The organism is Buttiauxella cochleicola (assembly GCF_021282435.1).
Taxonomy (GTDB): Bacteria; Pseudomonadota; Gammaproteobacteria; order Enterobacterales; family Enterobacteriaceae; genus Buttiauxella; species Buttiauxella massiliensis.
In genome coordinates, this window is sequence record NZ_JAJSOT010000009.1 from 96160 (window position 1) to 121794 (window position 25635).

Genomic DNA, 25635 nt, shown 5'->3' on the forward strand with positions numbered 1-25635 from the left:
AAAAATGGAGCCGAAAGGCTCCATTTTTGTATTAAGTGTTTTAACTATTAATGTGAAAGCTCAACCACATCATCTGTTTCGCTCTTTTTAGCGACTTTGCCGCCCATACGCCTTGAATAGAGCGCGGTAATGATTGGCACCAGAATTGCCGTCACAATCACACTCGCAGCAACCAGGGCTGTTGCTGACGCGGCTACTGGCTCAAATGCCGGGTTGATTTGCGCAATGATAACCGGGTTCGCCACCGCTGCCCCTGCTGCGGAAGATGCTGCAATACCTGCTGTACCGTTGCCGCCACCAATGTATTTATCAGCAAGAATCAGTGGAATACCGGTGATAATGATTACCGCGACACCCAACATCACACCTAGCAGGCCGGTGTGCATAATCACGGTCAGGTTGATGGTGTTACCTAGTGCAAAGCCGAAGAACGGAATCAGTACTGGCGTTGCTTTGCTGAAGAATGCACGGAAATCGTGGTCAAGGTTACCCAACGCAAAACCAATCAGGAATGGCAGCACGGCACCGATAAAGTGGTGAGGTTCAAATGAAGCCAGACCTGCGGATCCCAGAATCACCATGGTCATCAGTGGGCCAGATTCCAGAGACATTAGAACGAATGCACCTGACTCTTCTTTAGTACCGTACTGGTTCATCAGGCTCGCATACAGGCCACCGTTGGTCATGTCCATCGCAGAAACGAGGGCCAGAACGGACAAACCGGCAAACATACCCGTCTGAATACCACCTTCGGGAATAAAGGAAGCGGCAATCATAGCCACAACCCAGGCAACCGCAATTTTGGTCAGTACCAGGGTGCCAGACTTGCGAAGAACGGTACCCGTTGCACGAAGATCAATTGAAGCACCAATACAGAAGAACCAGACCGCCAGAATTGGAACGGTGCCGCTTATCATCCCTTTAGTAAATGAACCAAAATAGGCGCCAGTATCTGGAGCGAAAGTATTTAAAATAGCTCCAAGTATCAATGGAACCAACATCATTCCACCAGGAATGCGTTCAATGGTAGCTTTAATCTTCATGGTAATTCCTCATCATTCCTTCGTTCATTACAGCGTGCAAACGAAAGAATTACGTAACAGTAAGCGGTTGAAACCCATTGTTTTCCCTGGATTTGTTCTTTTCTGGTCAGCGTTGTTCTTTGCTCTTGGTGGCAAACTGCATTGACCTGAAGAGTGACTGGTTATGAGTTTTTAATCTCATACATCCCTCTTGAAATGAACTATCTACTGATTGGAACTACACTTCAATCAAATTGAAACGATATTTCAATTTGGATCACATTATTTATTTATTCTGGTGATAAACTGTCTATGTGGTGCAGTTAAATGTAGAGGTCTTGTGAATAACTCTATTTTAATTGCTAAATTATTATTAATAGTAACGGGCGTGATTTTGTTTCCGCCTCTTATTCCCAGTAAGGAAAAGTAATGGATATTCGTCAAAGCATTCATAGTGATCATGCAAAAACACTGGATACTGCCGGTCTGCGTAAAGAGTTTCTGATTGAAACTATTTTTACCGCCGATGAGTACACCATGACTTACAGCCACATTGACCGCATCATCGTTGGTGGTGTCATGCCAGTAACTCGCACTGTGAGCGTTGGCGGTGAAGTGGGCAAACAGTTAGGTGTGAGCTACTTCCTGGAGCGTCGTGAACTGGGTGTGATTAACATTGGTGGGCAGGGCACAATTACTGTCGATGGGACTTGCTACGAAATTGGCGCTCGTGATGGTCTGTATGTTGGTAAAGGTGCTAAAGAAGTGGTGTTTGCAAGCATTGACCCGGCAAATCCAGCACGCTTCTACTATAACTGTGCACCGGCTCATACTACTTACCCAACCAAGCGCGTAACGCCTGCGGATGTTTCTCCGGTTACTCTGGGCGACAGCGTTACCAGTAACCGTCGTACCATCAACAAGTACTTCGTTCCGGATGTACTGGAAACCTGTCAATTGAGCATGGGTCTGACCCAACTGGAGCCAGGCAACCTGTGGAACACTATGCCTTGCCATACTCACGAACGTCGTATGGAAGTCTATTTCTACTTCGGACTTGAGCAGGATAGCTGCGTATTCCACATGATGGGTCAGCCGCAAGAAACTCGTCACATTGTGATGCAGAACGAGCAAGCTGTGATCTCACCAAGCTGGTCAATTCACTCAGGTGTGGGTACGCGTGCGTATACCTTTATCTGGGGTATGGTTGGCGAGAACCAAGTGTTTGATGATATGGACCATGTGAAGGTCGGCGATCTGCGCTAAACCCTCGTCATACTTCGCGTTGCAGATGCGTTGGTTTCACTCGGACACCCAAATCACTTACTAGAGTAAGCTCATTGGGATTCCCTTACTCACCGCCTTTCTGTAACGCGAATTATTTAGAGGGTCGCCTGGATATAAAAACGCCATTAAAAAAGGCTCTCAGATGAGAGCCTTTTTGGTATTAATCGCATGACACTTTCATGGCCAGCCCGCCGCGAGAGGTTTCTCGATATTTGGCGTTCATGTCTTTGCCTGTTTCGTACATGGTGTCGATAACCTTATCGAGGCAGACGCGAGGTTCGCTGGTACGACGCAATGCCATACGTGCCGCATTCACCGCTTTCACCGCCGCAATAGCATTACGCTCAATGCATGGCACCTGAACTTGCCCGGCAACCGGGTCGCATGTCAGACCAAGGTTATGCTCCATGCCGATTTCGGCAGCAATACACACCTGGCTTGGGCTACCACCCAACAGTTCAGCAAGACCTGCCGCCGCCATAGAACAGGCAACGCCGACCTCGCCCTGGCAACCGACCTCTGCACCTGAAATCGATGCGTTCATCTTATACAGAGAACCAATCGCACCGGCTGCGAGGAAGTATCGTGCGCAAGAGTTGGTATTAACTTCGCGAATGAATTTGTCGTAATAGGCCAGAACCGCTGGAACAATGCCACATGCGCCGTTTGTCGGTGCTGTAACAACACGCCCACCGGCAGCATTTTCTTCGTTCACCGCCAGGGCGAACATGTTAATCCAGTCCACAACAGCCATTGGATCAGAGTTGTTCTTGTCACTACTGACCAACATTCTGCGCAATGCTGCTGCGCGGCGTGGTACACGCATTTTGCCCGGCAGCACGCCTTCGGTGGTGATACCACGCTCGATACCGCTGCGCATCACGTTCCAGACGTTGGCAAAGTGTGCATCAATTTCAGACTGAGGACGCATCGCGCGTTCGTTCAGCATCATCAAGCCTGATAATGAAAGCCCGCTTTCTTTGCAATGACGCTGCAAATCTGCCGCACTTTTATAGGGATATGGAACGACAGCCTGTTGAGTATCTTCGAGGCCAAAGTGTGCTTCATCAACGATAAAACCGCCGCCGATGGAGTAATAAGTTTGGCTATAGATAACCTCGCTGCCCGCCAGCGCAGTAATACGCATACCGTTTTCATGCAGTGAAAGATTATCTTCGTGGAAGTTCATACAGCTATCGACCGGGAATTCCACTTCACGCTGGCCGTTAGCCAGTAACAGACGACCGTGAGTATTCACGTCCTGAATGAAGTGAGGGATAGCATCGATATCGACCGTGTCCGGCATGTTGCCAGCGAGACCCATGATAATGGCGATATCGGTATGGTGGCCTTTGCCGGTGAGGGAAAGTGAACCATATACATCAACCACTACACGCGTGACGTTCTGCAAAATCCCTTGCGCGATTAAATCGTCTGCGAATTGCTTACCGGCTTTCATCGGGCCGACGGTATGGGAGCTGGAAGGGCCAATACCGATTTTGAATATATCGAATACGCTAATCATGTTGCGTCCGTTGCCTGAATAACTTAATGAAAAAAACCGCCAGCAGGAAGCTGGCGGTTTAGAACTGTTAGATGAACAGCGAGTATAGAGAGTAAGAGATAGCAGAAATAGCGACTAGACCCATAATTACCACAAATACATTGCTGATATGACCGCTATATTTGCGCATCGCTGGTACTTTCTGAATCGCATACATCGGCATCAGGAACAGAATCATCGCAATGATTGGGCCGCCGAGGGTTTCAATCATGCCCAGAATGCTTGGGTTCAGGGTGGCGACAATCCATGTCGATACCAGCATGAAGATTGCAGTAATGCGGTTCAATTTACTGATTTCGATGCTCTTGCCTTTGCCGCGCAGGGACTTGATAACCATCCCGTTGAAGCCTTCACGAGCACCTAAATAGTGGCCGAGGAAGGATTTGGTGATAGCGACGATAGCGATAATCGGTGCCATCCACGCAATCACTGGCGCATTAAAGTGGTTAGCCAGGTAAGACAGAATAGAGATGTTCTGTGCTTTTGCTTCTGCCAGGTTCTCTGGAGAAAGGCTCAGTACGCAGCTGAATACGAAGAACATCACGGTAATAACCATCATGATGTGTGCGTAGGACAGGATGCGGGAGCATTTTTTCTCAGCTTCTTCACCATACTCATTACGTTTCGCTACAGCGAAGGCAGAGATGATTGGTGAGTGGTTAAAGGAGAACACCATTACCGGAATTGCCAGCCACAGTGTCATCCATAAACCGCTGCCGGTTGCCGGGCTTGCGCTAAATGACATGGTATCGAATGCAGCGCTGCTCCAGTTAGGGATCAGATACAGTGCCAGAACCATCAGAGCGGCAACGAATGGGAAGACCAGAATACTCATCGCTTTAACGATCATCTGCTCGCCGAAACGAACGATAGTCATCAGGCCAACGATCAGAATCAGTGATAGCAGTGCGCGCGGCGGAGAAACCAGACCCAACTGGTGAGTAATAAAGCTATCAACTGTGTTGGTGATAGCAACGCTATAAACCAGCAAAATTGGGTAGATAGCAAAGAAGTAGAGCAGGGTGATGACTTTACCTGCGCCAACGCCAAAGTGCTCTTCTACAACTTCAGTAATGTCTTCGCCAGGATTTTTACCTGACAGCACGAAACGAGTCAGACCACGATGGGCAAAGAAAGTCATCGGGAACGCGAGGATTGCCATAATGAACAGCGGGATCAGACCGCCTACACCGGCATTAATTGGCAAGAACAACACGCCTGCACCGATTGCGGTGCCGTAAAGCCCCAGCATCCACATGGTATCGGACTTGCGCCACGAACTTTTGCTCTCGACAGAGGCAATACTGCCGGTTTGAGTGGTTTCCATCTACTTACTTCTCCAAAGGAACATATGATTCGAAATCTGGTTCAATCGCGATGACTTGCCATTGACTACTGAAATTTAATGCTGTTTACAGGCTATTTTATAGTAATTTTGGCCAGTGATAATCAGCGGGCGGAAAGATACATTCATGGCGTCAATTCATCAGTGATCAAGATCCCAATTGTAAGAATCTACTGTTTGTATGGTTTTTTGCAGTTTTTCAGTCTGCGGCTGATATTTTATGCAGTGTTTATACCCTAAAGTTAATGGTTTTGTGGTTTATAAAACGAGGTTTCAATACTTATTTTTAGTGTAATTGCCTGTATAAGAAAGATTTTTAGCGAAGAGAAATACGAAAGCATAAGTTTTCATGAAGAGATAAATTCTGATACGGGTAACACGCAGAAAGATGAATAAAACAGTAAAAGGGGAAAAACACGGGGAAAAAAAGATGGGCGGAGTGACTCCGCCCAGGAGAGTCAGGTACAGATTTCGTAGCAAGGAATATAAGCACTGCCTGGTAATTTCATACGGTGCTGGGCGACAAACCCCTGGAGGAGAACATCCATGCGTTTCATCATGTCTGCATCACCGTGGATTTTATATGGCCCGAATTTTTCAATTGCGCGGATCCCGCCTTCTTTAACGTTACCCGCAACAATCCCAGAAAATGCCCTACGCAAAGAGGCAGCCAGTTGTTCTGCTGGTTGGTCTGGATACAACTTGAGATTCGCCATGTTTTCATGGGTTGGCTCAAACGGCATCTGCAAATCTGGCGCAATTCGAATCGACCAGTTGAAGCTATAAGCATCACCCGTTTCACGGCGATTCTCTTTCACTTTCGGCATAGCCTTTTTCATCTGGCGGGCTACTTCAGCCGGGTCGTCGATAATGATTTGATAATGACGTCGCGCTTGCTCACCCACGGTGTTGACGATGAACTCGTCGAGCACTCGGAAGTAGTCAGCACTTTCTTTCGGCCCGGTCAGAATCAGTGGCAATACTTGATCATGGTTGTGAGGATTCATCAGAATGCCGAGCAGGTAAAGCAGCTCCTCCGCGGTACCAACCCCACCAGGGAAGATGATGATGCCATGCGCAATACGAACAAACGCTTCAAGGCGTTTTTCGATATCAGGCATGATAATCAGCTCATTCACCAGTGGATTCGGTGGCTCAGCGGCAATGATTGACGGCTCGGTCATACCAATAAAGCGGCTTTCTTTGTAGCGCTGTTGTGCATGGCCTACAGCCGCCCCCTTCATTGGGGCTTCCATAGCACCAGGGCCACAGCCGGTACAAATATTGAGTTCACGCAGGCCTAGTTGTGTGCCGACGCGACGGGCATAGAGGTATTCGTTTTCGTTGATTGAGTGCCCACCCCAGCATACGACCAGGTTTGGCGCTTCGCCGACGTGCAGTGCACGGGCATTACGTAAGATAGAGAACACCATATTGGTGATATTTGCCGGTTCTTCCAGATCGAGATTCTGGAAGCGACCTGCGCTGGAGAGTTGACCGTTAACGAATAAAATATCGCGTAATACGGCAAACAAGTTAGCTTGCAAAGCCCGGATGATACGACCATCGACGAAAGCGTCTTCAGGAGGGTTAATCAGTTCGAGTTTGACACCACGTTCGCGGCGCAAAATGTTGATATCGAAGTTTTCGTAACGCGACAACAGCTCTTTACTGCTATCGGTCTGGCTTCCTGAGTTAAGTACGGCAAGTGAACAATTGCGAAACAGTTGATAAAGGTCGCTACTGGCCGTGCGCTTAAGCATGTCCACTTCCAGTTGCGACAACATATCCATTGAGCCTAGCGGGCTAATATGTGTAATCAAGTTAACTCCTTACGAAGCGTAAAGTGCCGCTCCCAATGATTACAATAGCCCCGCAATGTTCAATTTAACAACCTGAAAACAATAATCCCACCTCAGGCTGCGAGGCGTTTCGCACTTATTGACGAACCAGACGCCCAAATGCCGGGTGGAAATCGGTATTGGTGCGCCACGGGTTAATATCCAGGCCGCCACGACGGGTATAGCGTGCGTAAACGCTCAGGCTTTCCGGGTTACAAAAATGCTGGATGTCATTGAAGATGCGCTCAACGCACTGTTCGTGGAATTCATTGTGATGACGGAACGACACCAGATAGCGCAGCAGCTTTTCCCGGTCGATGCGTGGGCCACGGTAGCGAATCTGCACGGAACCCCAATCTGGCTGGTGGGTGATCAGACAGTTGGATTTCAGCAGGTGGCTGACCAGCGTTTCCTCTACGATTTCGTCGCCAGCCGCACCACTGAGGTAATCGGCGTTAAATTCGTAGTTATCAATAGTGATATTTTGATCATCAATACACTCGCCGTTGAACGCCGCAATTTCCTGGCCTTCGAGTTCACGCAGACGGAATAACACCACGCTCACATCGCCCTGCGCGCAGGCGCTTAAATCACTTTTTAACGTTTCCTGAACGGTTTCCCAGTCGGCAAACTGCGTCTGATTGAAGCTATTTAAATAGAGCTTAAAGCTTTTAGACTCAACCAGGTTCACGCTGTTTGCATCAAGCTGCACATGCCCGACTGCCACCTGAGGCAAACCATTACTGTTTAGCCAGGACAGTTCGTACAAGGTCCAGATATCGCCGCCACTGAATGGCAGGTTATCAGCCTGTAAGCCAAGCGGATCGCGATTAAGACTACGCGGTACAGGTTGTAGTAAAGATGGCTGGTATTTATCCTGGTAAGCAGTTGGCTTGCCCAGCGTCAGGCCGCTCAGCGCCTGGTGTTTTTCATAAGACATGTGTCACCAATAGAATGCAGGTACAATTGGCCTTTATTGTACCGCAGCCTTGAGGGAGTGAGAAATTGGTGGATAACGACGTACGTCAGGCACTGGAAGATTTTACCAATCGCTTTTGTCATGCATGGCGTGAGCAGGTGGGTGGGTGGCCTGCGAGCGAAGAATTATATGGTGTGCCGTCGCCGTGTATCGTGACAACTACGGGTGACGATGTGCGTTGGCAGCCGCAGCCTTTTGCACCGGAAAACGATCTTAGCGCGGTAGAACGAGCAATGGACATTGCATTACAGCCTGCGGCGCATCAGTTCTACACCACGCAATTTGCTGGCGATATGCCTGCACTTTTAGGCAGTCAGTCCTTAACTTTGTTACAGGCCTGGAGCGAAGATGATTTCCAGCGTGTTCTGGAAAACCTGATTGGCCATCTGGTCACGCAAAAAAGACTGAAACTTTCACCAACGCTATTCCTTGCGACCACACCCGATGAAATGGAAGTGGTGTCGCTGTGCAATTTAAGCGGTGAAGTGGTGCTGGAGAAAATTGGTACTAAGCAACGCAAAATACTCGCCCCATCGCTGATTTCTTTCCTTAACGACCTTGAGCCACAGGTTATTTAAGCGTGGATCGCTGATGGGCTTGTGAGAGATCTCTTACACAAGCTGTAAGAGATCTCTAACTTTGCATGCAGACTTTTGTGAGTGATAAATAGAAAAATCATTATTTATCATCATATTATGATTATTTCGGTCTGCTTTTGAATGAAAGTTATCGTAAGCTTCAGTTGTGAGTGCCTTGCCAGAGTGAACGAAATGGTAGATTCTATGTCCGTCGACAGGAAGTCGGGAAGTGAAGGAGATGTCAGGATGATGTCACTTCATTGAAGAAGCGGAACACACCAGGATGGTGTTGCAAGGAAGGCTTCAGGACGAAGCAAGGATCACTCAGGAAGAGTAAGGGACACCTCCAGGACGGAGAAAGAGAGCCGAATTTGGATGTTCGGTGGGTCTGGAAGACCAAAGGATATTGCATCAGGATGATGCCGGAACACCTCAGGATGATGGTAGCAGGACGCGAGTACGACGGATTGTAGGTCAGGAGACCACAGGACATAGTTGTCACGGACGAGCAGGGAGCACCAAAAGTAGCCGGATTAGCTGCGAAACGAACCGGGAGCACTGTTTATACAGTGCTCCCTTTTTTTATGCTTTTTTTCGCCCTTAGCAAGAAGTGGTATGATTGCCGGCTTCTTTTGACTGATGCCGGAGGTTTTCATGGAACGCCACGCGCTGGTACGCCAGCATTTACTTATCATTGAACAAGTTTTGCGTGACCATCAACTTTGGCAGGGCTGTGCTCCAGATGCTGAAGCCTTTGAAAGCACGCAACCATTTTGCCTGGATACAATGCAGCCTCACGAATGGTTGCAATGGGTTCTGATTCCACGAATGCACGCACTTCTTGACGCTCAACACCCTCTGCCTGCTGATTTTGCCCTCGCGCCTTATTACGAAATGGCGCTGGATGCAGCACATGTCGGGCGCGATCCGCTGTTAAAAGCGCTACAAGATCTCGATGCTCTGTTTGCGAGTGACACGAAATAATGCTGGAAATTATTTATCAGGATGAGTGGCTGGTGGCCGTTAACAAGCCGTCAGGTTGGTTGGTTCATCGCAGCTGGCTCGACAGACACGAAACCGTATTTGTGATGCAAACCGTACGCGACCAAATCGGCAAGCACGTTTTCACCGTTCATCGCCTCGACAGGCCAACATCCGGCGTATTGCTGATGGCGCTTTCCAGCGAAGTCGCGCATTTATTGTCTCAGCAGTTTGAAAATCACCAGATTCAGAAGCGCTACCACGCTGTGACGCGTGGCTGGCTTGAAGATGATGCGGTGCTTGATTACCCGCTCGTTGAAGAGCTGGACAAAATCGCCGATAAAAAAGCGACTCAGGATAAAGAGGCGCAACCTGCGGTAACGCATTATCGAGGGCTGGCGACGATAGAAATGCCGGTTCCGGTTGGGCGTTACCCAACAGCGCGCTACAGCCTGGTTGAACTCGAACCTAAAACTGGTCGTAAACACCAGTTACGCCGTCATATGTCTCATTTGCGCCACCCGATGATTGGTGACTCAAAACATGGTGATTTGCGTCAAAACCGTGCCGCTGCGGAACATTTTGGCTGCGAGCGTTTAATGCTTCACGCAAGTCAGCTTTCGTTAAATCACCCGGTTACCGGTGAACCGCTGTGCCTGCGTGCAAACCTTGATAACACCTGGATGCAGATGATGTCACAGTTTGGCTGGAGCGGATTGCTGAGTGATATCGAAAAGGTTGAGTTTGTTGCAAGCAACGGCCAGGATGAATAATACAGCCGTAACGCAAGGAGTTAACTGATGGCCGAAGTGGGAATTTTTGTTGGCACGATGTATGGAAACTCGCTGTTGGTGGCAGAAGAAGCCGCAGCGATCCTAAAAAAGAATGGTCATAAAGCAACAGTATTCGAAGATCCTGAACTTGCCGACTGGCAAAAATATAGCGATCAATATGTGCTGGTTGTGACATCAACCACCGGCCAGGGCGATTTGCCAGACAGTATTGTTCCTCTGTTTCAGGCCCTCAAAGACAAAATCGGTTACCAGCCTGAATTGCATTACGGTTTGATTGCATTAGGTGACAGCAACTACGAGCATTTTTGTGGTGGCGGGAAGCAGTTTGATTCCTTACTGCAAGAGCAGGGCGCTAAACGTGTGGGCACAGTTTTAGCCATTGATGCCAACGATCATCCCGAACCTGAATCGGTCTCTAACCCTTGGGTTGAGCAGTGGTCTGGATTGTTAAAGTAACAACATGAATCCAGGGCGGGTGACGTCACACTTACCTGCCCTCCGAATAAAATTTGCACTCCGCTTCACCTCAAGCTTAATCCCTTCGTTTTATCCGGTTGTTTCAAAAGTCGTGAACCATCCCCCAGCGCGTTGGACATACGCCATAAAGTGCTCAATAAATGCGCGATAAACTTGTGTCATTGCACGGTGAGGCGTTTTAACTCCCTTCATATACTTTCCATCAGCCAAATAAAAACCGCAGATACAGCATCAGAAAAATACTGTGGACAGGCTGATACCTCATTCTGATTACCCTACAAATGCAGTTCAGGATGAATGTAGCTCAACGCTATAATTCAGGAGTGCAACATGAATACAATTAGCCAAACGGCGAGCGTTGCCGAAAAAAGGACCAACGCTCGTTATTGGATAGTAGTAATGCTCTTCATCGTCACCTCGTTTAACTATTGAGACCGCGCCACGTTATCTATTGCCGGTTCAGAAATGGCAAAAGATATCGGCCTCGATCCTATTGGCATGGGTTATGTGTTTTCCGCGTTTTCCTGGGCATATGTCATAGGGTAAATTCCCGGCGGCTGGTTGCTGGATAAATTCGGTTCAAAACGGGTTTATTTCTGGTCCATCTTTATCTGGTCGCTGTTTACCTTGCTACAAGGTTTCGTTGATATCTTCAGTGGTTTTGGCATCATCATCGCGCTGTTTACGCTGCGCGCGAGCTAAAAAAACGTTTTCCGGATGCACGCATTACCGTTGACCCTAATGGGGCATGGATGCTGGAAGAAGCCATCGCGTTGTGTAAAGGAATGGGCGATGTGTTGACCTATGCCGAAGACCCATGCGGTGCGGAACAAGGCTATTCAGGCCGTGAAGTGATGGCTGAGTTCCGCCGCGCCACCGGCTTGCCTGTCGCAACCAATATGATTGCCACCAACTGGCGCGAAATGAATCACGCCATCATGCTTAACGCAGTGGACATTCCGTTAGCCGACCCACATTTCTGGACACTCAGCGGAGCCGTTCGCGTCGCGCAGATGTGCGATGAATGGGGGCTAACGTGGGGTTGTCACTCTAATAACCATTTCGATATTTCCCTGGCGATGTTTACCCATGTGGCTGCTGCTGCACCCGGTAAACCAACGGCTATCGACACACACTGGATTTGGCAGGAAGGCGAGCAGCGCCTGACCAATTCCCCACTGCAAATCGTTAACGGCAAAATCGCGGTGCCGGATGCACCAGGCCTGGGGGTTGAGCTTGACTGGGAACAGGTACAAAAAGCTCACGAGGTGTATAAGTCCCTGCCAGGTGGCTCGCGCAACGACGCGACGGCAATGCAGTATCTGGTTCCGGGCTGGAAGTTTGATCGTAAATGCCCGGCATTTGGCCGCAACTAACTCATATGAAAGAAAAGGAATAAATAACATGACAACTTCTACTCCGATAGTCACTGCGATGCAGGTTATTCCCGTTGCGGGCCATGACAGCATGCTGATGAACCTGAGCGGCGCACACTCACCGTTTTTCACCCGTAATATTGTGATTATCAAAGATAACTCTGGCCATACGGGGGTGGGTGAAATTCCTGGTGGTGAAAAAATTCGCCAGACTCTGGAAGAGGCCGCCGCCCTGGTAATTGGCAAAACGCTGGGTGAGTATAAAAATATTCTCAACCTGGTGCGTGCCGAGTTTGCCGACCGTGATTCCGGTGGACGTGGTTTACAGACTTTCGATTTGCGCACCACGATTCACGTCGTGACCGGCATCGAATCCGCCATGCTGGACCTGCTGGGTCAGCATCTGGGCGTGAACGTGGCATCTTTGTTGGGGGACGGGCAGCAGCGTAGCGAAGTTGAAATGCTGGGTTATCTTTTCTTTGTGGGCAATCGCAAACAAACTCCGCTGCCTTATCAGAGTCAGCCCGATGAGAAATGCGATTGGTACCGCATTCGCCATGATGAGGCCATGACACCTCATTCCGTCGTGCGTCTGGCAGAAGCAGCTTACGAGAAATATGGCTTCAATGACTTCAAACTTAAAGGCGGTGTATTAGCCGGTAGCGAAGAGGCCGAAGCGGTCACTGCGCTGGCAAAACGCTTCCCGCAGGCCCGTGTAACACTTGACCCAAATGGTGCCTGGTCGCTCGATGAAGCGATTAGCATCGGTAAGCAATTACGCGGCGTTCTGGCGTATGCAGAAGACCCGTGTGGCGCGGAGCAAGGTTATTCAGGTCGCGAAATTATGGCTGAATTCCGTCGTGCGACAGGCCTGCCAACTGCAACCAATATGATTGCCACCGACTGGCGTCAAATGGGCCACACGCTTTCGCTGCAATCTGTGGATATTCCTTTAGCCGACCCACATTTCTGGACCATGCAAGGTTCGGTGCGCGTAGCTCAAATGTGCCACGAGTTTGGCCTGACCTGGGGTTCACACTCCAACAACCACTTCGATATTTCACTGGCGATGTTCACCCACGTGGCCGCGGCAGCGCCAGGCAAAGTCACCGCCATCGACACTCACTGGATCTGGCAGGAAGGCAACCAGCGCCTGACTAAACAACCTTTCGAAATCAAAGGCGGCATGGTGCAGGTGCCAACCACACCTGGTTTGGGTGTAGAGCTGGATATGGATCAAGTGATGAAAGCGCATGAGCTTTACCAGCAGCACGGTTTAGGCGCACGTGATGATGCGATGGCGATGCAGTACTTGATCCCAGAATGGACGTTCAATAATAAGCGCCCTTGTATGGTTCGCTAGTTTACCCGTCATACTTGAAGCTGCATCTGTGTTGGCTGTGTTCGCTTACCCTAATCGCTTACTTGAGTAAGCTCATAGGGGTTTGCTCCACTTGCCGCCTTGATGCAGCGCCAATTATTTAGGGTAAAATTGGCTCTCACATATCCCATCTTACATAGCGACGGACGGCATATGAAAATTGTCATCGCACCAGATTCTTACAAAGAGAGCCTCAGTGCTCTTGAGGTAGCGACACAGATTGAAGCCGGTTTCCGGGAAGTGTTCCCGAACGCCCACTATGTGAAATTGCCCGTCGCTGATGGAGGTGAGGGCACCGTAGAAGCGATGGTCGCCGCAACAAACGGTGAAATCATTAAAGTGGATGTCACCGGGCCGTTGGGTGACCCGATTCAGGCGTTTTACGGAGTTTCTGGCGATAAACAGCACGCTTTTATTGAAATGGCTGCGGCGAGTGGCCTTGAGCAGGTTCCACCTGAATTACGCAACCCGCTCAATACCACGTCGTGGGGTACCGGTGAGCTGATTCGTTTTGCGCTCGATAGTGGTGTGCAAAGTATCCTGATTGGCATTGGTGGCAGCGCCACCAATGACGGAGGGATCGGTATGTTACAGGCACTTGGTGCACGCTTACTGAACAGCAATGGCGAACCTCTGGGATTTGGGGGACGGGAAGTGGCACGGCTCGCGAGCATTGATATTTCAGGCCTGGATAAACGGCTTAAAGAGTGCCGTATTGAAGTTGCGTGTGACGTTACCAATTTACTAACCGGTGAAGAGGGCGCAACGGCGGTGTTTGGCCCACAAAAAGGTGCCACACCTGAGATGATTAGTGAGCTTGACCAGGCTCTTGATCACTATGCAAAAATTATCGCCCGAGACCTCGATATCGATGTGTTGACACTTTCTGGCGGCGGTGCTGCGGGTGGCATGGGCGCGGCGCTGTACGCTTTTTGTGGAGCACAATTGCGACAAGGCATTGATATAGTCACCGAAGCATTGAAACTTGATGAACTGGTGCGCGATGCAGATCTGGTGATTACCGGAGAAGGGCGTATCGACAGTCAGTCCATTCACGGCAAAGTACCGATTGGCGTGGCGAAAGTCGCGAAGCGCTACAACAAGCCAGTGATTGGCATTGCCGGTAGTTTAACGGCGGATGTTGGTGTGGTGTATGACCACGGCCTGGATGCCGTATTTAGTGTCTTATACAGCATCTGCACCCTGGAAGAAGCCCTGGATAATGCGGGAGATAATCTGCGTATGGCCGCGCGAAATATCGCCGCAACGCTTGCAATAGGTGGTGGATGTCGCCTGCGCTAATCCACCAACAAAAACAAAACCTTCTGAAACCGCGTAGGTCGGATTAGCGCAAAAGCTATCCGACATCAACACGATATTTATTAAAGCATCCGCTGTGCTTCTTTGGCGACATTGTTCATTTCATCAAGAAGTTCAAAGAGTTCAGGCTCAAGATCTTCTGGTTTCACGCCGCTACGCAGCTCATGCTCAATTGTTCGACACAAGTTTTTCAGCCGTGGCACGCCGCTGTAGCTACAACTGCCGTGAAGTTTATGAATGATTTCGACCAGTTGTTCCGGATTTTCTCCCACCAATTGCTCTTCAACTTTGTTGCGCACTTCGGGCAAGAATGCCAACAGCATTTGCAGCATATCGCGTGCCAGATCCGGCTTGTTAGCGGCCTGTTGCAGCGCCAGTGCCCAATCTAGCGTCTGATTTGGATTGCTGATTTGCGGTGTAGTATCTACGTTTGCAACCAGCGCAGGGGCGGTGATTGCCCCGGGCTGATAACGCATCAGCAAACTATAAAGTTTTTTCTCTTCAATTGGTTTGGCAAGGTAGTCATTCATCCCGGCGCTTAGCAGCTTCTCTTTTTGCCCCGCCATGGCGTGTGCTGTCACCGCAATTACCGGCGTCTGCTGGTGGTGTGGCATCTGGCGAATTAACTCACAGGCGCGTATCCCATCCATTTCCGGCATCTGAATGTCCATCAGGATAATGTCTATCTGCATCTGTTTTGCACGCTCGATGGCCTGCACACCGCTGCCACACAGTTCGACATTCTGCACATGATCTTCAAGCAATGCGCCAATCAGTTTCAGGTTGGCAGGGTTATCGTCAACCGCCATAACCGTAAGTGGGAGTTTCTTGTTTTCAATACTTTCAACCACAGTGGAGTTTGCATCAAAAGTGTGTTCAGCGAGTAGCGGCAACAGTCGGGTCGAGGTAATAGGTTTCAGCAGGCACGCCGTCACCCCTTGTTTTTTAAGCGCCTCCGCATCAACTTGTGCATGACTTGGTAATGCGAAAATCAGGCAGTCAGTCATGGAGGCCGCTTTTGCAAGCTTCGGATTTAGCATGGTTAACGTGTCGTGGAACGTAACCGGAATACCGAGCAGCATAATATCGTAGTGACCTTCGGCAAGAGTCGAAAACGCCGGGCTGTAGACAACTTCGAGCGGAGTATTCGCCAGAATATTGAGCGTGCTTTGTGCCGCAGTGGCATTTTGTTCCACATAGGCAATGCGTTTCCCAGCCAGGTTTTCGGTTGAATAACCATCCAGAACTGCATTGGAATTCAAATCCAGGTTGATATAGAACCAGAAGGTTGAACCCTGATTTGGTTGGCTGTGGAAGGAAATATCCCCTCCCATTTCGGTAACCAGTTTCTGGGTAATAACCAGGCCCAGGCCGGTGCCGCCGTGACGACGTGAAATGCTGGCATCAGCCTGACGAAACGCCTGGAATAAACGCGATTGTTCCTGCTCGGGAATACCGATGCCGGTATCGTGAATTCGCATTTCAACTTGTACTTTGTTATTGCCCTGGGAGCGCTTTTCGACCACCAGGTCGATATTGCCGCTTTCGGTAAACTTAATCGCGTTGCCTACCAGATTCGTCACCACCTGCTGCAAGCGCAGTGGGTCTCCAATGACGTTATCCGGGACATCATTTTTGATATTAAGCGTTAGCTCCAGCCCTTTATCATGAGCCGAATGGGCAAGCAGAGTGACGACTTCATCGAGCGCATTACGCAGCGGGAAAGGAATGCTTTCAAGGATCAGTTTGCCCGCTTCCAGTTTCGAGAAATCGAGCACGTCATTAATGATTGTCAGCAGGTTATTAGCTGAACGTTCAATGGTATGCAGGTGATCGCGCTGAGTGGCATTCAAATCCGTTTTCAGCGTCAAACGGGTAAAACCAATCACGCCATTAAGCGGCGTGCGTAATTCGTGAGACATATTGGCAAGGAATTCAGACTTAATACGCGCCGCTTCCTGAGCGCGTTTCTTCGCCAGATCCAGCTCCACGTTTTGGATCTCCATCTGTTCGAGTGTTTCACGCAGATCGGAAGTGGCCTGGTCAATATTGTGCTGCATCTCTTCGTGATAAGCGGTGAGCGACATTGCCATCGAATTGATGCCATTTTTGAGCATATCTAATTCGCCGAGCATGAAACCTTCGACACGACTATCGAGCTGCCCGCGTCTTATCCTGTCGACGGTATTCACCATATTACGAATTGGCCCGGTGACATCGCGCATCAGACGGTAGGCAAACAGCATCGCAATACCGACGCAGAACAACATCATCAACGTCGAGATAAAAATTTCCCGATATTGCTGTAAACGCACGGATTTGAGATCGAGCTCGATGGCGACATAACCGAGCGTGTTACCTGCAGGTTTGGCATCGGTTACCTCGGATTCGTCCGGGGAGTAGCTCTCAGAAATAATCGGGGTTCGCAGAATAATCGAATCGCCGTGCCGCGAGATGCTTAAACTATGCGGCGGTTTTTCATTATTCGGTAGCTTCAGTGAAGCAGCATTTAGCTGATAATTAGAGGTAACAAACAGTTTGTTGTTTTCGTCGAACACTGAAATTGCTCGCACGATATCGGAATGACGGCGGTGCAACACGCTGACCAACTGACGAATCGACTCTCGGCTGTGAAAGCTCATGCCATATTCACTCGCGACCGCCAGCGGCTCGATAATGTTGGCGCCAGAGTCTTCAAGCTGACGCTGCAAGTCGTTGTATCGATGGACGACAAAAAAGATGCTGAGCAATAAACCGATCATTAATGTCGGCGCCAGAATCAGGATCATCATGCGTGCGCGCAGGCTGTAGTTGGTCATGGGGTTCCGATATGGGACAATTGAAGCAATAGTTAATATTTTAAGAGAGCACTCAGGCTCATGGCGCAATTCTACTCTGCAAAGCGACGGGTTACGACTCGTCAGATCATAACCGTGACGGTTAATGACCTTGACCCATTTGGCCAGGGCGTCGCACGCCACAACGGTAAGGCGCTTTTTATCCAGGGCGCGCTGCCTGGTGAACAAGTCGAAATTACCATTACTGAAGATAAACGTAACTTTGCTCAGGCTAAAGTTAAGCGGCGTTTAAATGATAGCCCGCAACGTGTGACACCGCGTTGCCCGCATTTTGGTGTCTGTGGTGGCTGCCAGCAGCAGCACGCCAGCATCGAACTGCAACAGCAAGCGAAATCAAGGGCGCTCGCCCGCATGATGGGCGCGCGTGAAAACCCGGCAGTGGTGAACGAAATTATTTCTGGAACACCATGGGGTTATCGCCGCCGTGCGCGGTTAGGGTTGAATTACCAGCCTAAAACACAGACCTTACAAATGGGGTTTCGCAAATCTCAGGACAGCGAACTGGTGAATATTCACCATTGCCCGGTTCTGGCGCCCCAACTTGAAGCGTTACTGGAACCATTGCGCCAATGTTTGTCAGAATTAAAAGCGGTCAGGCGTTTAGGGCATGTTGAATTGGTCCATGCAGATAATGGCCCGCTCATGGTGCTGCGCCATTTAGATGCACTCCATGATGATGACCGACAAAAACTGGAACGCTTTTCGCATTCTCATGGCGTCACGCTGTATTTAGCGCCGGACAGTGAGACACTTACGGCCTTGGGTAATGACGAACCTTGCTATCATTCAGACGGGCTAAGCTTAACGTTCAGCCCACGGGATTTCATTCAGGTGAATGATGGCGTGAACCAACAGATGGTCGCCCGAGCTATCGAGTGGTTGGATGTTCAGCCAACTGACCGCGTACTGGATTTGTTCTGCGGAATGGGAAATTTTACGCTCCCACTCGCAATGCGTGCCGGAAGTGTCGTCGGGGTGGAAGGCGTTGCTGCGCTGGTCGCGAAAGGTGAATATAATGCACAATGTAATTCACTGAAAAATGTCACATTCTTCCATGAAAATCTTGAGGATGATGTGACTCGTCAACCCTGGGCTGCCCAAGGGTTTGACAAAATATTGCTCGACCCTGCACGAGCGGGGGCACCCGGTGTCATGCAACATGTGATTGCACTCGCACCACGCCGAGTGGTCTATGTTTCATGTAATCCGACGACACTTGCTCGTGATAGCGAGGCATTGCTGGAAGCAGGTTACCAACTGCGCCAACTCGCCATGCTGGATATGTTCCCGCACACGGGGCACCTGGAGTCGATGGCGCTGTTTGAGCGAAATTAAGTGGTTAAATCAAGTCGAGCGACTTGATTTTAGTACCCCACCGAAGAGGACGGACAATGGTTGCGGTAAGAAGTGCACATCTCAATAAAGCTGGCGAATTTGCGCCCGATAGATGGATTGCGAGCCTCGGGATCACCAACCAGCAGTCATGTGAACGCTTAGCCGAAACCTGGCGGTATTGCGAGCAACAGACCAAAGGCCATCCTGACGCAGAATTGCTGTTGTGGCGCGGCGTCGAGATGGTGGAAATCCTGTCGATGCTGAGCATGGACAATGACACGCTGCGAGCCGCGCTGTTGTTCCCTCTTGCCGATGCGGGTGTGGTCACCGAAGAAGTGATGCGCGAAAGCATTGATAACCAGGTTGTGACGCTGATTCACGGCGTGCGCGATATGGCTGCGATTCGCCAGCTAAAAGCCGCTCATACGGATTCCGTTTCTGCTGAGCAGGTCGATAACGTTCGTCGCATGCTATTGGCAATGGTGGATGATTTCCGCTGCGTGGTTATCAAACTGGCAGAGCGAATTGCTCATTTGCGCGAAGTCAAAGACGCTCCGGAAGATGAACGTGTTCTGGCGGCAAAAGAGTGCACCAATATTTATGCTCCGCTCGCTAACCGTCTCGGCATTGGCCAACTCAAATGGGAGCTGGAAGACTACTGCTTCCGCTACCTTCATCCTGATGAATACAAACGAATCGCGAAATTGCTGCATGAGCGTCGTATCGACCGTGAGCATTACATCGACGATTTTGTCAGCGCACTGCGCAAAGCGATGAAAGAAGAGGGTGTTAAGGCTGAAGTGTATGGCCGCCCTAAACACATCTACAGTATCTGGCGCAAGATGCAGAAGAAATCCCTCGCCTTTGATGAGCTGTTCGATGTGCGTGCCGTGCGCGTGGTGGCTGAACGTTTGCAGGATTGCTACGCAGCACTCGGTATTGTGCATACCCATTATCGCCATATGCCTGACGAGTTCGATGACTATGTCGCCAACCCGAAACCTAACGGTTACCAGTCGATTCATACGGTGGTGTTGGGGCCAAACGGCAAGACTATTGAAATCCAAATCCGAACCAAGCAGATGCATGAAGATTCGGAGCTGGGCGTTGCTGCCCACTGGAAATACAAAGAGGGTAATGCCAAGAGCGGCAGTTCCGGCCACGAAGATCGCATTGCGTGGCTGCGTAAACTAATCGCCTGGCAAGAAGAGATGGCTGATTCCGGTGAACTGCTGGATGAAGTGCGCAGCCAGGTGTTCGATGACCGTGTGTATGTGTTTACGCCAAAAGGTGATGTGGTGGATTTACCGGCAGGCTCCACGCCGCTCGATTTTGCTTACCACATCCACAGCGATGTCGGGCATCGCTGTATCGGTGCCAAAATCGGTGGGCGCATTGTGCCATTTACCTACCAGTTGCAGATGGGCGATCAAATTGAAGTTATCACCCAGAAGCAGCCGAACCCGAGCCGTGACTGGTTGAACCCAAACCTGGGCTACATCACCACCAGCCGCGGGCGGGCGAAAATCCACAACTGGTTCCGTAAACAGGATCGCGATAAAAACATCCTGGCCGGGCGGCAGATCCTTGATGATGAAATTGAACATCTTGGTATCAGCCTGAAAGAGGCCGAGAAATCATTACTGCCACGTTATAACTTCAACGATATCGAAGAGTTACTGGCGGCAATTGGTGGCGGTGATATTCGTCTTAATCAGATGAGTAACTACCTGCAAGCGCAGTTTAATAAGCCAACCGCAGCTGAGCAGGATGAACAAGCGCTTCGCCAACTGAAGCAGAAAACGCACACGCCGCAATCGCGCAGCAAAGATAATGGCCGCGTCGTTGTAGAAGGTGTGGGCAATTTGATGCACCACATCGCGCGTTGCTGCCAGCCGATTCCAGGCGATGAAATCGTCGGTTTTATCACCCAAGGCCGCGGTATTTCGATTCACCGCGCAGACTGCGACCAGCTTGCGGAGCTGCAATCCCACGCGCCAGAACGCATTGTGGATGCAGTGTGGGGCGAAAGCTACTCCAGCGGTTATTCGCTCGTGGTGCGCGTTACCGCCAACGATCGCAGCGGATTGCTACGCGACATCACCACGATTCTGGCGAATGAAAAGGTGAATGTTTTAGGGGTTGCGAGCCGCAGCGATACTAAACAGCAACTGGCGACTATCGACATGAATATTGAAATCTACAACCTACAAGTGCTGGGCCGTGTGCTAGGTAAATTGAACCAGGTGCCGGATATTATCGATGCGAAGCGATTGCACGGTTAGACGTTTGTGACAAAAGGGCGGGAGCAATCCCGCCTTTAAATTTTGTATTGCAAGGAATTGAAATGAACCAAATCGATCGCCTTCTGGGCATTATGAAGCGCTTGCGCGACCCGGAAACCGGCTGTCCGTGGGACAAAGAGCAAACTTTCGCGACTATCGCGCCCTATACGCTTGAAGAAACTTATGAAGTGCTCGATGCCATCAACCGCGAAGATTTTGATGATCTTCGTGGTGAACTTGGCGACTTACTGTTCCAGGTGGTGTTTTACGCACAAATGGCCCAGGAAGAAGGGCGCTTTAATTTCGACGACATCTGTGCAGCCATCAGCGACAAACTCGAGCGTCGTCATCCGCATATCTTTGCTGACGGCACCGCAGGAAACAGCACCGAAGTGCTGGAGCGCTGGGAACAAATCAAGAGCGATGAGCGTGCTGAAAAAGCGCAACATTCTGCACTCGATGATATCCCTCACGCTCTGCCTGCGTTAATGCGCGCACATAAAATCCAGAAGCGTTGTTCAACGGTTGGTTTCGACTGGACCACGCTTGGCCCGGTATTAGACAAAGTCTATGAAGAGATAGACGAAGTGATGTTTGAAGCCAAACAGGTCGTCGTTGATGAAGCCAAACTGGAAGAAGAAGTCGGTGATTTATTGTTCGCGACCGTCAATCTTGCACGCCATTTAGGCACCAAAGCTGAGACCGCTTTGCAAAAAGCCAACCTTAAATTCGAGCGCCGTTTCCGTCAGGTAGAAGAGATTATTGCCGCCAGAGGCCTGACAATGACCGGAGTTGACCTGGAAATCATGGAAGAAGTCTGGCAAGAAGTTAAACGCCAGGAAACTGATATCTAACACGTTTTTGTGGTCAAGCGCATTTTATGGCCATTTCGATTTAACAAGCTCTTGATTTGAGTCAAAAACATTTCTACCAGACGGGCTATTTTCAGTGCCCTGACAAAGTGCGAGGTCAGGGCTTAGCAGACAGAATGAAAGTTTGTGGCGCCGATACTGTTCGGGTATACTACTTTCCCGTCCTGGTACTCCCATCGTCTTTAAACCTAACTTCTCAGGTTCAGCATGACAACGAACTATATTTTTGTGACCGGCGGGGTCGTTTCCTCTCTGGGTAAAGGCATTGCCGCAGCCTCCCTCGCAGCTATTCTCGAAGCCCGTGGCCTCAACGTATCCATCATGAAACTCGATCCGTATATCAACGTCGATCCGGGTACCATGAGCCCTATTCAACATGGGGAAGTGTTCGTTACAGAAGACGGCGCTGAAACCGACCTGGATTTAGGTCACTACGAGCGTTTCATTCGCAACAAAATGACGCGTCGTAACAACTTCACCACTGGCCGTATCTACTCAGATGTTCTGCGTAAAGAACGCCGTGGCGACTATCTGGGCGCGACAGTCCAGGTTATTCCACACATCACGAACGCAATCAAAGAACGCATCCTTGAAGGTGGCGAAGGCTACGATGTCGTGCTGGTTGAAATCGGCGGTACTGTAGGTGATATCGAATCCCTGCCGTTCCTCGAAGCGATTCGCCAGATGGCCGTAGAAGTGGGTCGTGAGCACACGCTGTATATGCACCTGACTTTGGTGCCATACATGGCTGCTGCCGGTGAAGTGAAAACCAAACCGACTCAACACTCCGTTAAAGAGCTGCTTTCTATCGGTATTCAGCCTGATGTGCTGATTTGCCGCTCAGACCGCGTCGTTCCGGCTAACGAACGTGCAAAAATTGCATTGTTCTGTAACGTGCCGGAGAAAGCGGTTATTTCTCTAAAAGATGTTGATTCCATCTATAAAATTCCAGGCCTGTTGAAATCACAGGGGCTGGACGATTATATTTGTAAACGATTCAGCTTGAACGTTCCTGAAGCTAACTTGTCCGAATGGGAACAAGTTATTTATGAAGAAGCGAATCCGACAAGCGAAGTCACGATTGGTATGGTCGGCAAGTACATTGAACTGCCAGATGCCTACAAATCTGTGATTGAAGCGTTGAAACACGGTGGTTTGAAAAACCGTCTTACCGTTAACATCAAGCTGATTGACTCGCAGGATGTTGAAACTCGCGGTGCTGAAGAAATGCTGAAGGGATTGGATGCTATCCTTATCCCTGGCGGTTTCGGTTACCGTGGTGTGGAAGGCAAAATCGCCACCGCGCGCTATGCTCGTGAGCAGAACATTCCATATCTGGGCATTTGCTTAGGTATGCAGGTTGCGCTGATTGAGTTCGCACGGAACGTTGCAGGCATGGCTAACGCCAACTCAACTGAATTTGTGCCAGACTGTAAATACCCGGTGGTCGCCTTAATCACCGAGTGGCGTGACGAAGAAGGTAACGTTGAAGTTCGTACTGAAAAGAGCGACTTAGGCGGCACCATGCGTCTTGGTGGTCAGCAGTGTCAGTTGACCGATGGTAGTCTGGTGCGCCAGATGTACGGTGAGCCGACAATTACTGAGCGCCATCGCCATCGTTATGAAGTCAACAACATGTTGTTGAAGCAAATTGAAACAGCAGGTCTGCGCGTTGCGGGCCGTTCCGGTGATGACCAACTGGTAGAAATCATCGAAGTGCCAAATCATCCTTGGTTTGTTGCTTGCCAGTTCCACCCGGAATTTACTTCTACTCCGCGTGATGGGCACCCACTGTTCGCAGGCTTTGTGAAAGCTGCCGGTGAGTACCAGAAGCGTCAGGCGAAGTAAGCAGAAAGTTAGAACGACAACGCGCGAATGTTTCGCGCGTTGTTTGTCTGGAGTTTTAGTTTAACTTGTACTGAGGAAAATCTAATGTCCAAAATCGTTAAAGTCATCGGTCGTGAAATCATCGACTCCCGTGGTAACCCGACTGTTGAAGCTGAAGTTCATCTGGAAGGCGGTTTCGTAGGTATGGCTGCTGCACCATCAGGTGCTTCAACTGGTTCCCGCGAAGCGCTGGAACTGCGCGATGGCGACAAATCTCGCTTCCTGGGCAAAGGCGTTCTGAAAGCCGTTGCTGCAGTTAACGGCCCGATCGCTGCGGCTGTAATTGGTAAAGATGCGAAAGACCAGGCTAACATCGATAAGATCATGATCGACCTGGACGGTACCGAAAACAAATCCAACTTCGGCGCTAACGCAATCCTGGCTGTTTCCCTTGCTGCTGCTAAAGCTGCTGCTGCCTCTAAAGGCCTGCCGCTGTATGCACACATCGCTGAACTGAACGGCACCCCAGGCAAATTCTCTATGCCTCTGCCAATGATGAACATCATCAACGGTGGCGAGCACGCAGACAACAACGTTGATATCCAGGAATTCATGATTCAACCAGTTGGTGCTAAAACTCTGAAAGAAGCCATCCGTATGGGTTCTGAAGTGTTCCACACCCTGGCTAAAGTTCTGAAATCTAAAGGTATGGGTACTGCTGTTGGTGACGAGGGTGGCTATGCGCCAAACCTGGGTTCCAACGCTGAAGCATTGGCTGTAATCGCTGAAGCGGTTAAAGCTGCAGGCTACGAGCTGGGTAAAGACGTTACTCTGGCTATGGACTGTGCTGCTTCTGAATTCTACAAAGACGGTAAATACGTTCTGGCTGGCGAAGGCAACAAAGCTTTCACCTCTGAAGAATTCACCCACTTCCTGGAAGACCTGACCAAACAGTACCCAATCGTTTCTATCGAAGACGGTCTGGACGAGTCTGATTGGGATGGTTTCGCATACCAGACTAAAGTTATGGGCGACAAACTTCAGCTGGTTGGTGACGACCTGTTCGTTACTAACACCAAAATCCTGAAAAGAGGTATCGACAACGGTATCGCTAACTCCATTCTGATCAAATTCAACCAGATCGGTTCTCTGACCGAAACTCTGGCTGCGATCAAAATGGCGAAAGATGCTGGCTACACTGCAGTTATCTCTCACCGTTCAGGCGAAACTGAAGACGCTACCATCGCTGACCTGGCTGTTGGTACTGCTGCAGGCCAGATCAAAACTGGTTCTATGAGCCGTTCTGACCGTGTTGCTAAGTACAACCAGCTGATTCGTATCGAAGAAGCTTTGGCTGCAGCGGGCACACCAGCTCCGTTCAACGGTCTGAAAGAAGTTAAAGGTCAGTAATTCGTTACTGCTTTAAATTCTGATTAAAAAACCCGCTTTGGCGGGTTTTTTTGTGCCCTTTTTTCGCCAAACCTGAGTCACCCTCGCATAAACCGGGAATGCA

At 49.8% G+C, this 25635-nt stretch carries 18 protein-coding genes and 2 pseudogenes; 14 read left to right on the top strand and 6 right to left on the bottom strand.

Going from position 1 to position 25635, the window contains the following annotated elements; all coding sequences use genetic code 11:
* Positions 1–47 precede the first annotated feature (47 nt).
* A complete protein-coding gene (kdgT, locus tag LVQ77_RS18720; protein ID WP_151993271.1) occupies positions 48–1043 on the bottom strand; it encodes a 2-keto-3-deoxygluconate transporter in 996 nt (331 codons plus the stop codon).
* A gap of 408 nt (positions 1044–1451) precedes the next feature.
* Between kdgT and kduI the strand changes: the two genes are divergently transcribed.
* A complete protein-coding gene (gene kduI, locus LVQ77_RS18725; RefSeq protein ID WP_151993272.1) occupies positions 1452–2288 on the top strand; it encodes a 5-dehydro-4-deoxy-D-glucuronate isomerase in 837 nt (278 codons plus the stop codon).
* Positions 2289–2469: 181 nt separating this feature from the next.
* Here kduI and LVQ77_RS18730 read toward each other — a convergent pair whose 3' ends face one another.
* From LVQ77_RS18730 to queF, 4 genes are all read right to left on the bottom strand, one after another.
* Positions 2470–3834 (bottom strand): L-serine ammonia-lyase, encoded by a 1365-nt coding sequence (locus LVQ77_RS18730; protein WP_232905209.1) that lies wholly within the window; start codon positions 3832–3834, stop codon positions 2470–2472.
* A 67-nt stretch (positions 3835–3901) separates the two neighbouring features.
* Complete coding sequence (locus LVQ77_RS18735) at positions 3902–5200, bottom strand: HAAAP family serine/threonine permease (protein ID WP_134184453.1); 1299 nt, start codon at positions 5198–5200, stop codon at positions 3902–3904.
* Between the two features lie 476 nt (positions 5201–5676).
* On the bottom strand, positions 5677–7041 hold the full coding sequence (ppnN, locus tag LVQ77_RS18740) for a nucleotide 5'-monophosphate nucleosidase PpnN (RefSeq protein ID WP_064513378.1): 1365 nt from the start codon (positions 7039–7041) through the stop codon (positions 5677–5679).
* A gap of 115 nt (positions 7042–7156) precedes the next feature.
* Complete coding sequence (gene queF / locus LVQ77_RS18745; protein WP_232865742.1) at positions 7157–7999, bottom strand: NADPH-dependent 7-cyano-7-deazaguanine reductase QueF; 843 nt, start codon at positions 7997–7999, stop codon at positions 7157–7159.
* Between the two features lie 68 nt (positions 8000–8067).
* On the opposite strand from queF, the gene syd reads away from it, so the two are divergent.
* The 8 genes and pseudogenes from syd to LVQ77_RS18785 all read left to right on the top strand — a co-directional run bounded on the left by syd (position 8068) and on the right by LVQ77_RS18785 (position 14927).
* A complete protein-coding gene (syd, locus tag LVQ77_RS18750; protein ID WP_232905210.1) occupies positions 8068–8616 on the top strand; it encodes a SecY-interacting protein in 549 nt (182 codons plus the stop codon).
* A 654-nt stretch (positions 8617–9270) separates the two neighbouring features.
* On the top strand, positions 9271–9600 hold the full coding sequence (locus LVQ77_RS18755; RefSeq protein ID WP_232905211.1) for a YqcC family protein: 330 nt from the start codon (positions 9271–9273) through the stop codon (positions 9598–9600).
* A complete protein-coding gene (gene truC, locus LVQ77_RS18760) occupies positions 9600–10370 on the top strand; it encodes a tRNA pseudouridine(65) synthase TruC (protein WP_232905212.1) in 771 nt (256 codons plus the stop codon). The genes LVQ77_RS18755 and truC overlap by 1 nt, the downstream gene beginning before the upstream one ends.
* Before the next feature lie 27 nt (positions 10371–10397).
* Complete coding sequence (locus LVQ77_RS18765; RefSeq protein WP_232865738.1) at positions 10398–10847, top strand: flavodoxin; 450 nt, start codon at positions 10398–10400, stop codon at positions 10845–10847.
* A 351-nt stretch (positions 10848–11198) separates the two neighbouring features.
* Positions 11199–11561: pseudogene (locus LVQ77_RS18770) on the top strand (MFS transporter); the annotation flags it as partial.
* Positions 11558–12244: pseudogene (locus tag LVQ77_RS18775) on the top strand (enolase C-terminal domain-like protein); the annotation flags it as partial. The pseudogenes LVQ77_RS18770 and LVQ77_RS18775, both read left to right, overlap by 4 nt.
* 28 nt (positions 12245–12272) lie before the next feature.
* Positions 12273–13607, top strand: coding sequence for a glucarate dehydratase (gene gudD, locus LVQ77_RS18780; protein WP_232905213.1), 1335 nt, complete (start codon positions 12273–12275; stop codon positions 13605–13607).
* A 171-nt stretch (positions 13608–13778) separates the two neighbouring features.
* Positions 13779–14927, top strand: a complete 1149-nt coding sequence (locus LVQ77_RS18785) for a glycerate kinase (protein WP_232905214.1) — start codon at positions 13779–13781, stop codon at positions 14925–14927.
* An 80-nt stretch (positions 14928–15007) separates the two neighbouring features.
* Here the strand turns inward: LVQ77_RS18785 and barA are convergent, their stop codons facing one another.
* Positions 15008–17764, bottom strand: coding sequence for a two-component sensor histidine kinase BarA (gene barA, locus LVQ77_RS18790; protein ID WP_232905215.1), 2757 nt, complete (start codon positions 17762–17764; stop codon positions 15008–15010).
* Between the two features lie 60 nt (positions 17765–17824).
* Here barA and rlmD point away from each other — a divergent pair, with 60 nt between their 5' ends.
* The 5 genes from rlmD (at position 17825) to eno (ending at position 25532) form a co-directional block, all read left to right on the top strand.
* Positions 17825–19138, top strand: a complete 1314-nt coding sequence (gene rlmD, locus LVQ77_RS18795; RefSeq protein ID WP_232905216.1) for a 23S rRNA (uracil(1939)-C(5))-methyltransferase RlmD — start codon at positions 17825–17827, stop codon at positions 19136–19138.
* 56 nt (positions 19139–19194) lie between these two features.
* The gene (relA, locus tag LVQ77_RS18800; protein WP_154152746.1) at positions 19195–21423 is read left to right on the top strand and encodes a GTP diphosphokinase; all 2229 of its coding nucleotides are present in this window, start codon (positions 19195–19197) and stop codon (positions 21421–21423) included.
* 62 nt (positions 21424–21485) lie between these two features.
* Positions 21486–22277 carry a nucleoside triphosphate pyrophosphohydrolase gene (gene mazG, locus LVQ77_RS18805; RefSeq protein WP_232865733.1) on the top strand — a complete coding sequence of 264 codons (792 nt, stop codon included), beginning with the start codon at positions 21486–21488 and terminating at the stop codon, positions 22275–22277.
* 225 nt (positions 22278–22502) lie between these two features.
* Entirely contained in the window at positions 22503–24143 is a 1641-nt protein-coding gene (pyrG, locus tag LVQ77_RS18810; RefSeq protein ID WP_151995032.1) for a glutamine hydrolyzing CTP synthase, read from the top strand.
* 84 nt (positions 24144–24227) lie between these two features.
* Complete coding sequence (eno, locus tag LVQ77_RS18815; protein WP_034497984.1) at positions 24228–25532, top strand: phosphopyruvate hydratase; 1305 nt, start codon at positions 24228–24230, stop codon at positions 25530–25532.
* Positions 25533–25635 lie beyond the last annotated feature (103 nt).

Coding starts and splice junctions, on each gene's coding strand:
- truC (WP_232905212.1), top strand. CDS start 9,600: ATGCTGGAAATTATTTATCAGGATGAGTGGCTGGTGGCCGTTAACAAG.
- relA (WP_154152746.1), top strand. CDS start 19,195: ATGGTTGCGGTAAGAAGTGCACATCTCAATAAAGCTGGCGAATTTGCG.
- LVQ77_RS18755 (WP_232905211.1), top strand. CDS start 9,271: ATGGAACGCCACGCGCTGGTACGCCAGCATTTACTTATCATTGAACAA.
- mazG (WP_232865733.1), top strand. CDS start 21,486: ATGAACCAAATCGATCGCCTTCTGGGCATTATGAAGCGCTTGCGCGAC.
- LVQ77_RS18735 (WP_134184453.1), bottom strand. CDS start 5,200: ATGGAAACCACTCAAACCGGCAGTATTGCCTCTGTCGAGAGCAAAAGT.
- queF (WP_232865742.1), bottom strand. CDS start 7,999: ATGTCTTATGAAAAACACCAGGCGCTGAGCGGCCTGACGCTGGGCAAG.
- LVQ77_RS18785 (WP_232905214.1), top strand. CDS start 13,779: ATGAAAATTGTCATCGCACCAGATTCTTACAAAGAGAGCCTCAGTGCT.
- kdgT (WP_151993271.1), bottom strand. CDS start 1,043: ATGAAGATTAAAGCTACCATTGAACGCATTCCTGGTGGAATGATGTTG.
- barA (WP_232905215.1), bottom strand. CDS start 17,764: ATGACCAACTACAGCCTGCGCGCACGCATGATGATCCTGATTCTGGCG.
- gudD (WP_232905213.1), top strand. CDS start 12,273: ATGACAACTTCTACTCCGATAGTCACTGCGATGCAGGTTATTCCCGTT.
- LVQ77_RS18765 (WP_232865738.1), top strand. CDS start 10,398: ATGGCCGAAGTGGGAATTTTTGTTGGCACGATGTATGGAAACTCGCTG.
- LVQ77_RS18730 (WP_232905209.1), bottom strand. CDS start 3,834: ATGATTAGCGTATTCGATATATTCAAAATCGGTATTGGCCCTTCCAGC.
- kduI (WP_151993272.1), top strand. CDS start 1,452: ATGGATATTCGTCAAAGCATTCATAGTGATCATGCAAAAACACTGGAT.
- pyrG (WP_151995032.1), top strand. CDS start 22,503: ATGACAACGAACTATATTTTTGTGACCGGCGGGGTCGTTTCCTCTCTG.
- rlmD (WP_232905216.1), top strand. CDS start 17,825: ATGGCGCAATTCTACTCTGCAAAGCGACGGGTTACGACTCGTCAGATC.
- eno (WP_034497984.1), top strand. CDS start 24,228: ATGTCCAAAATCGTTAAAGTCATCGGTCGTGAAATCATCGACTCCCGT.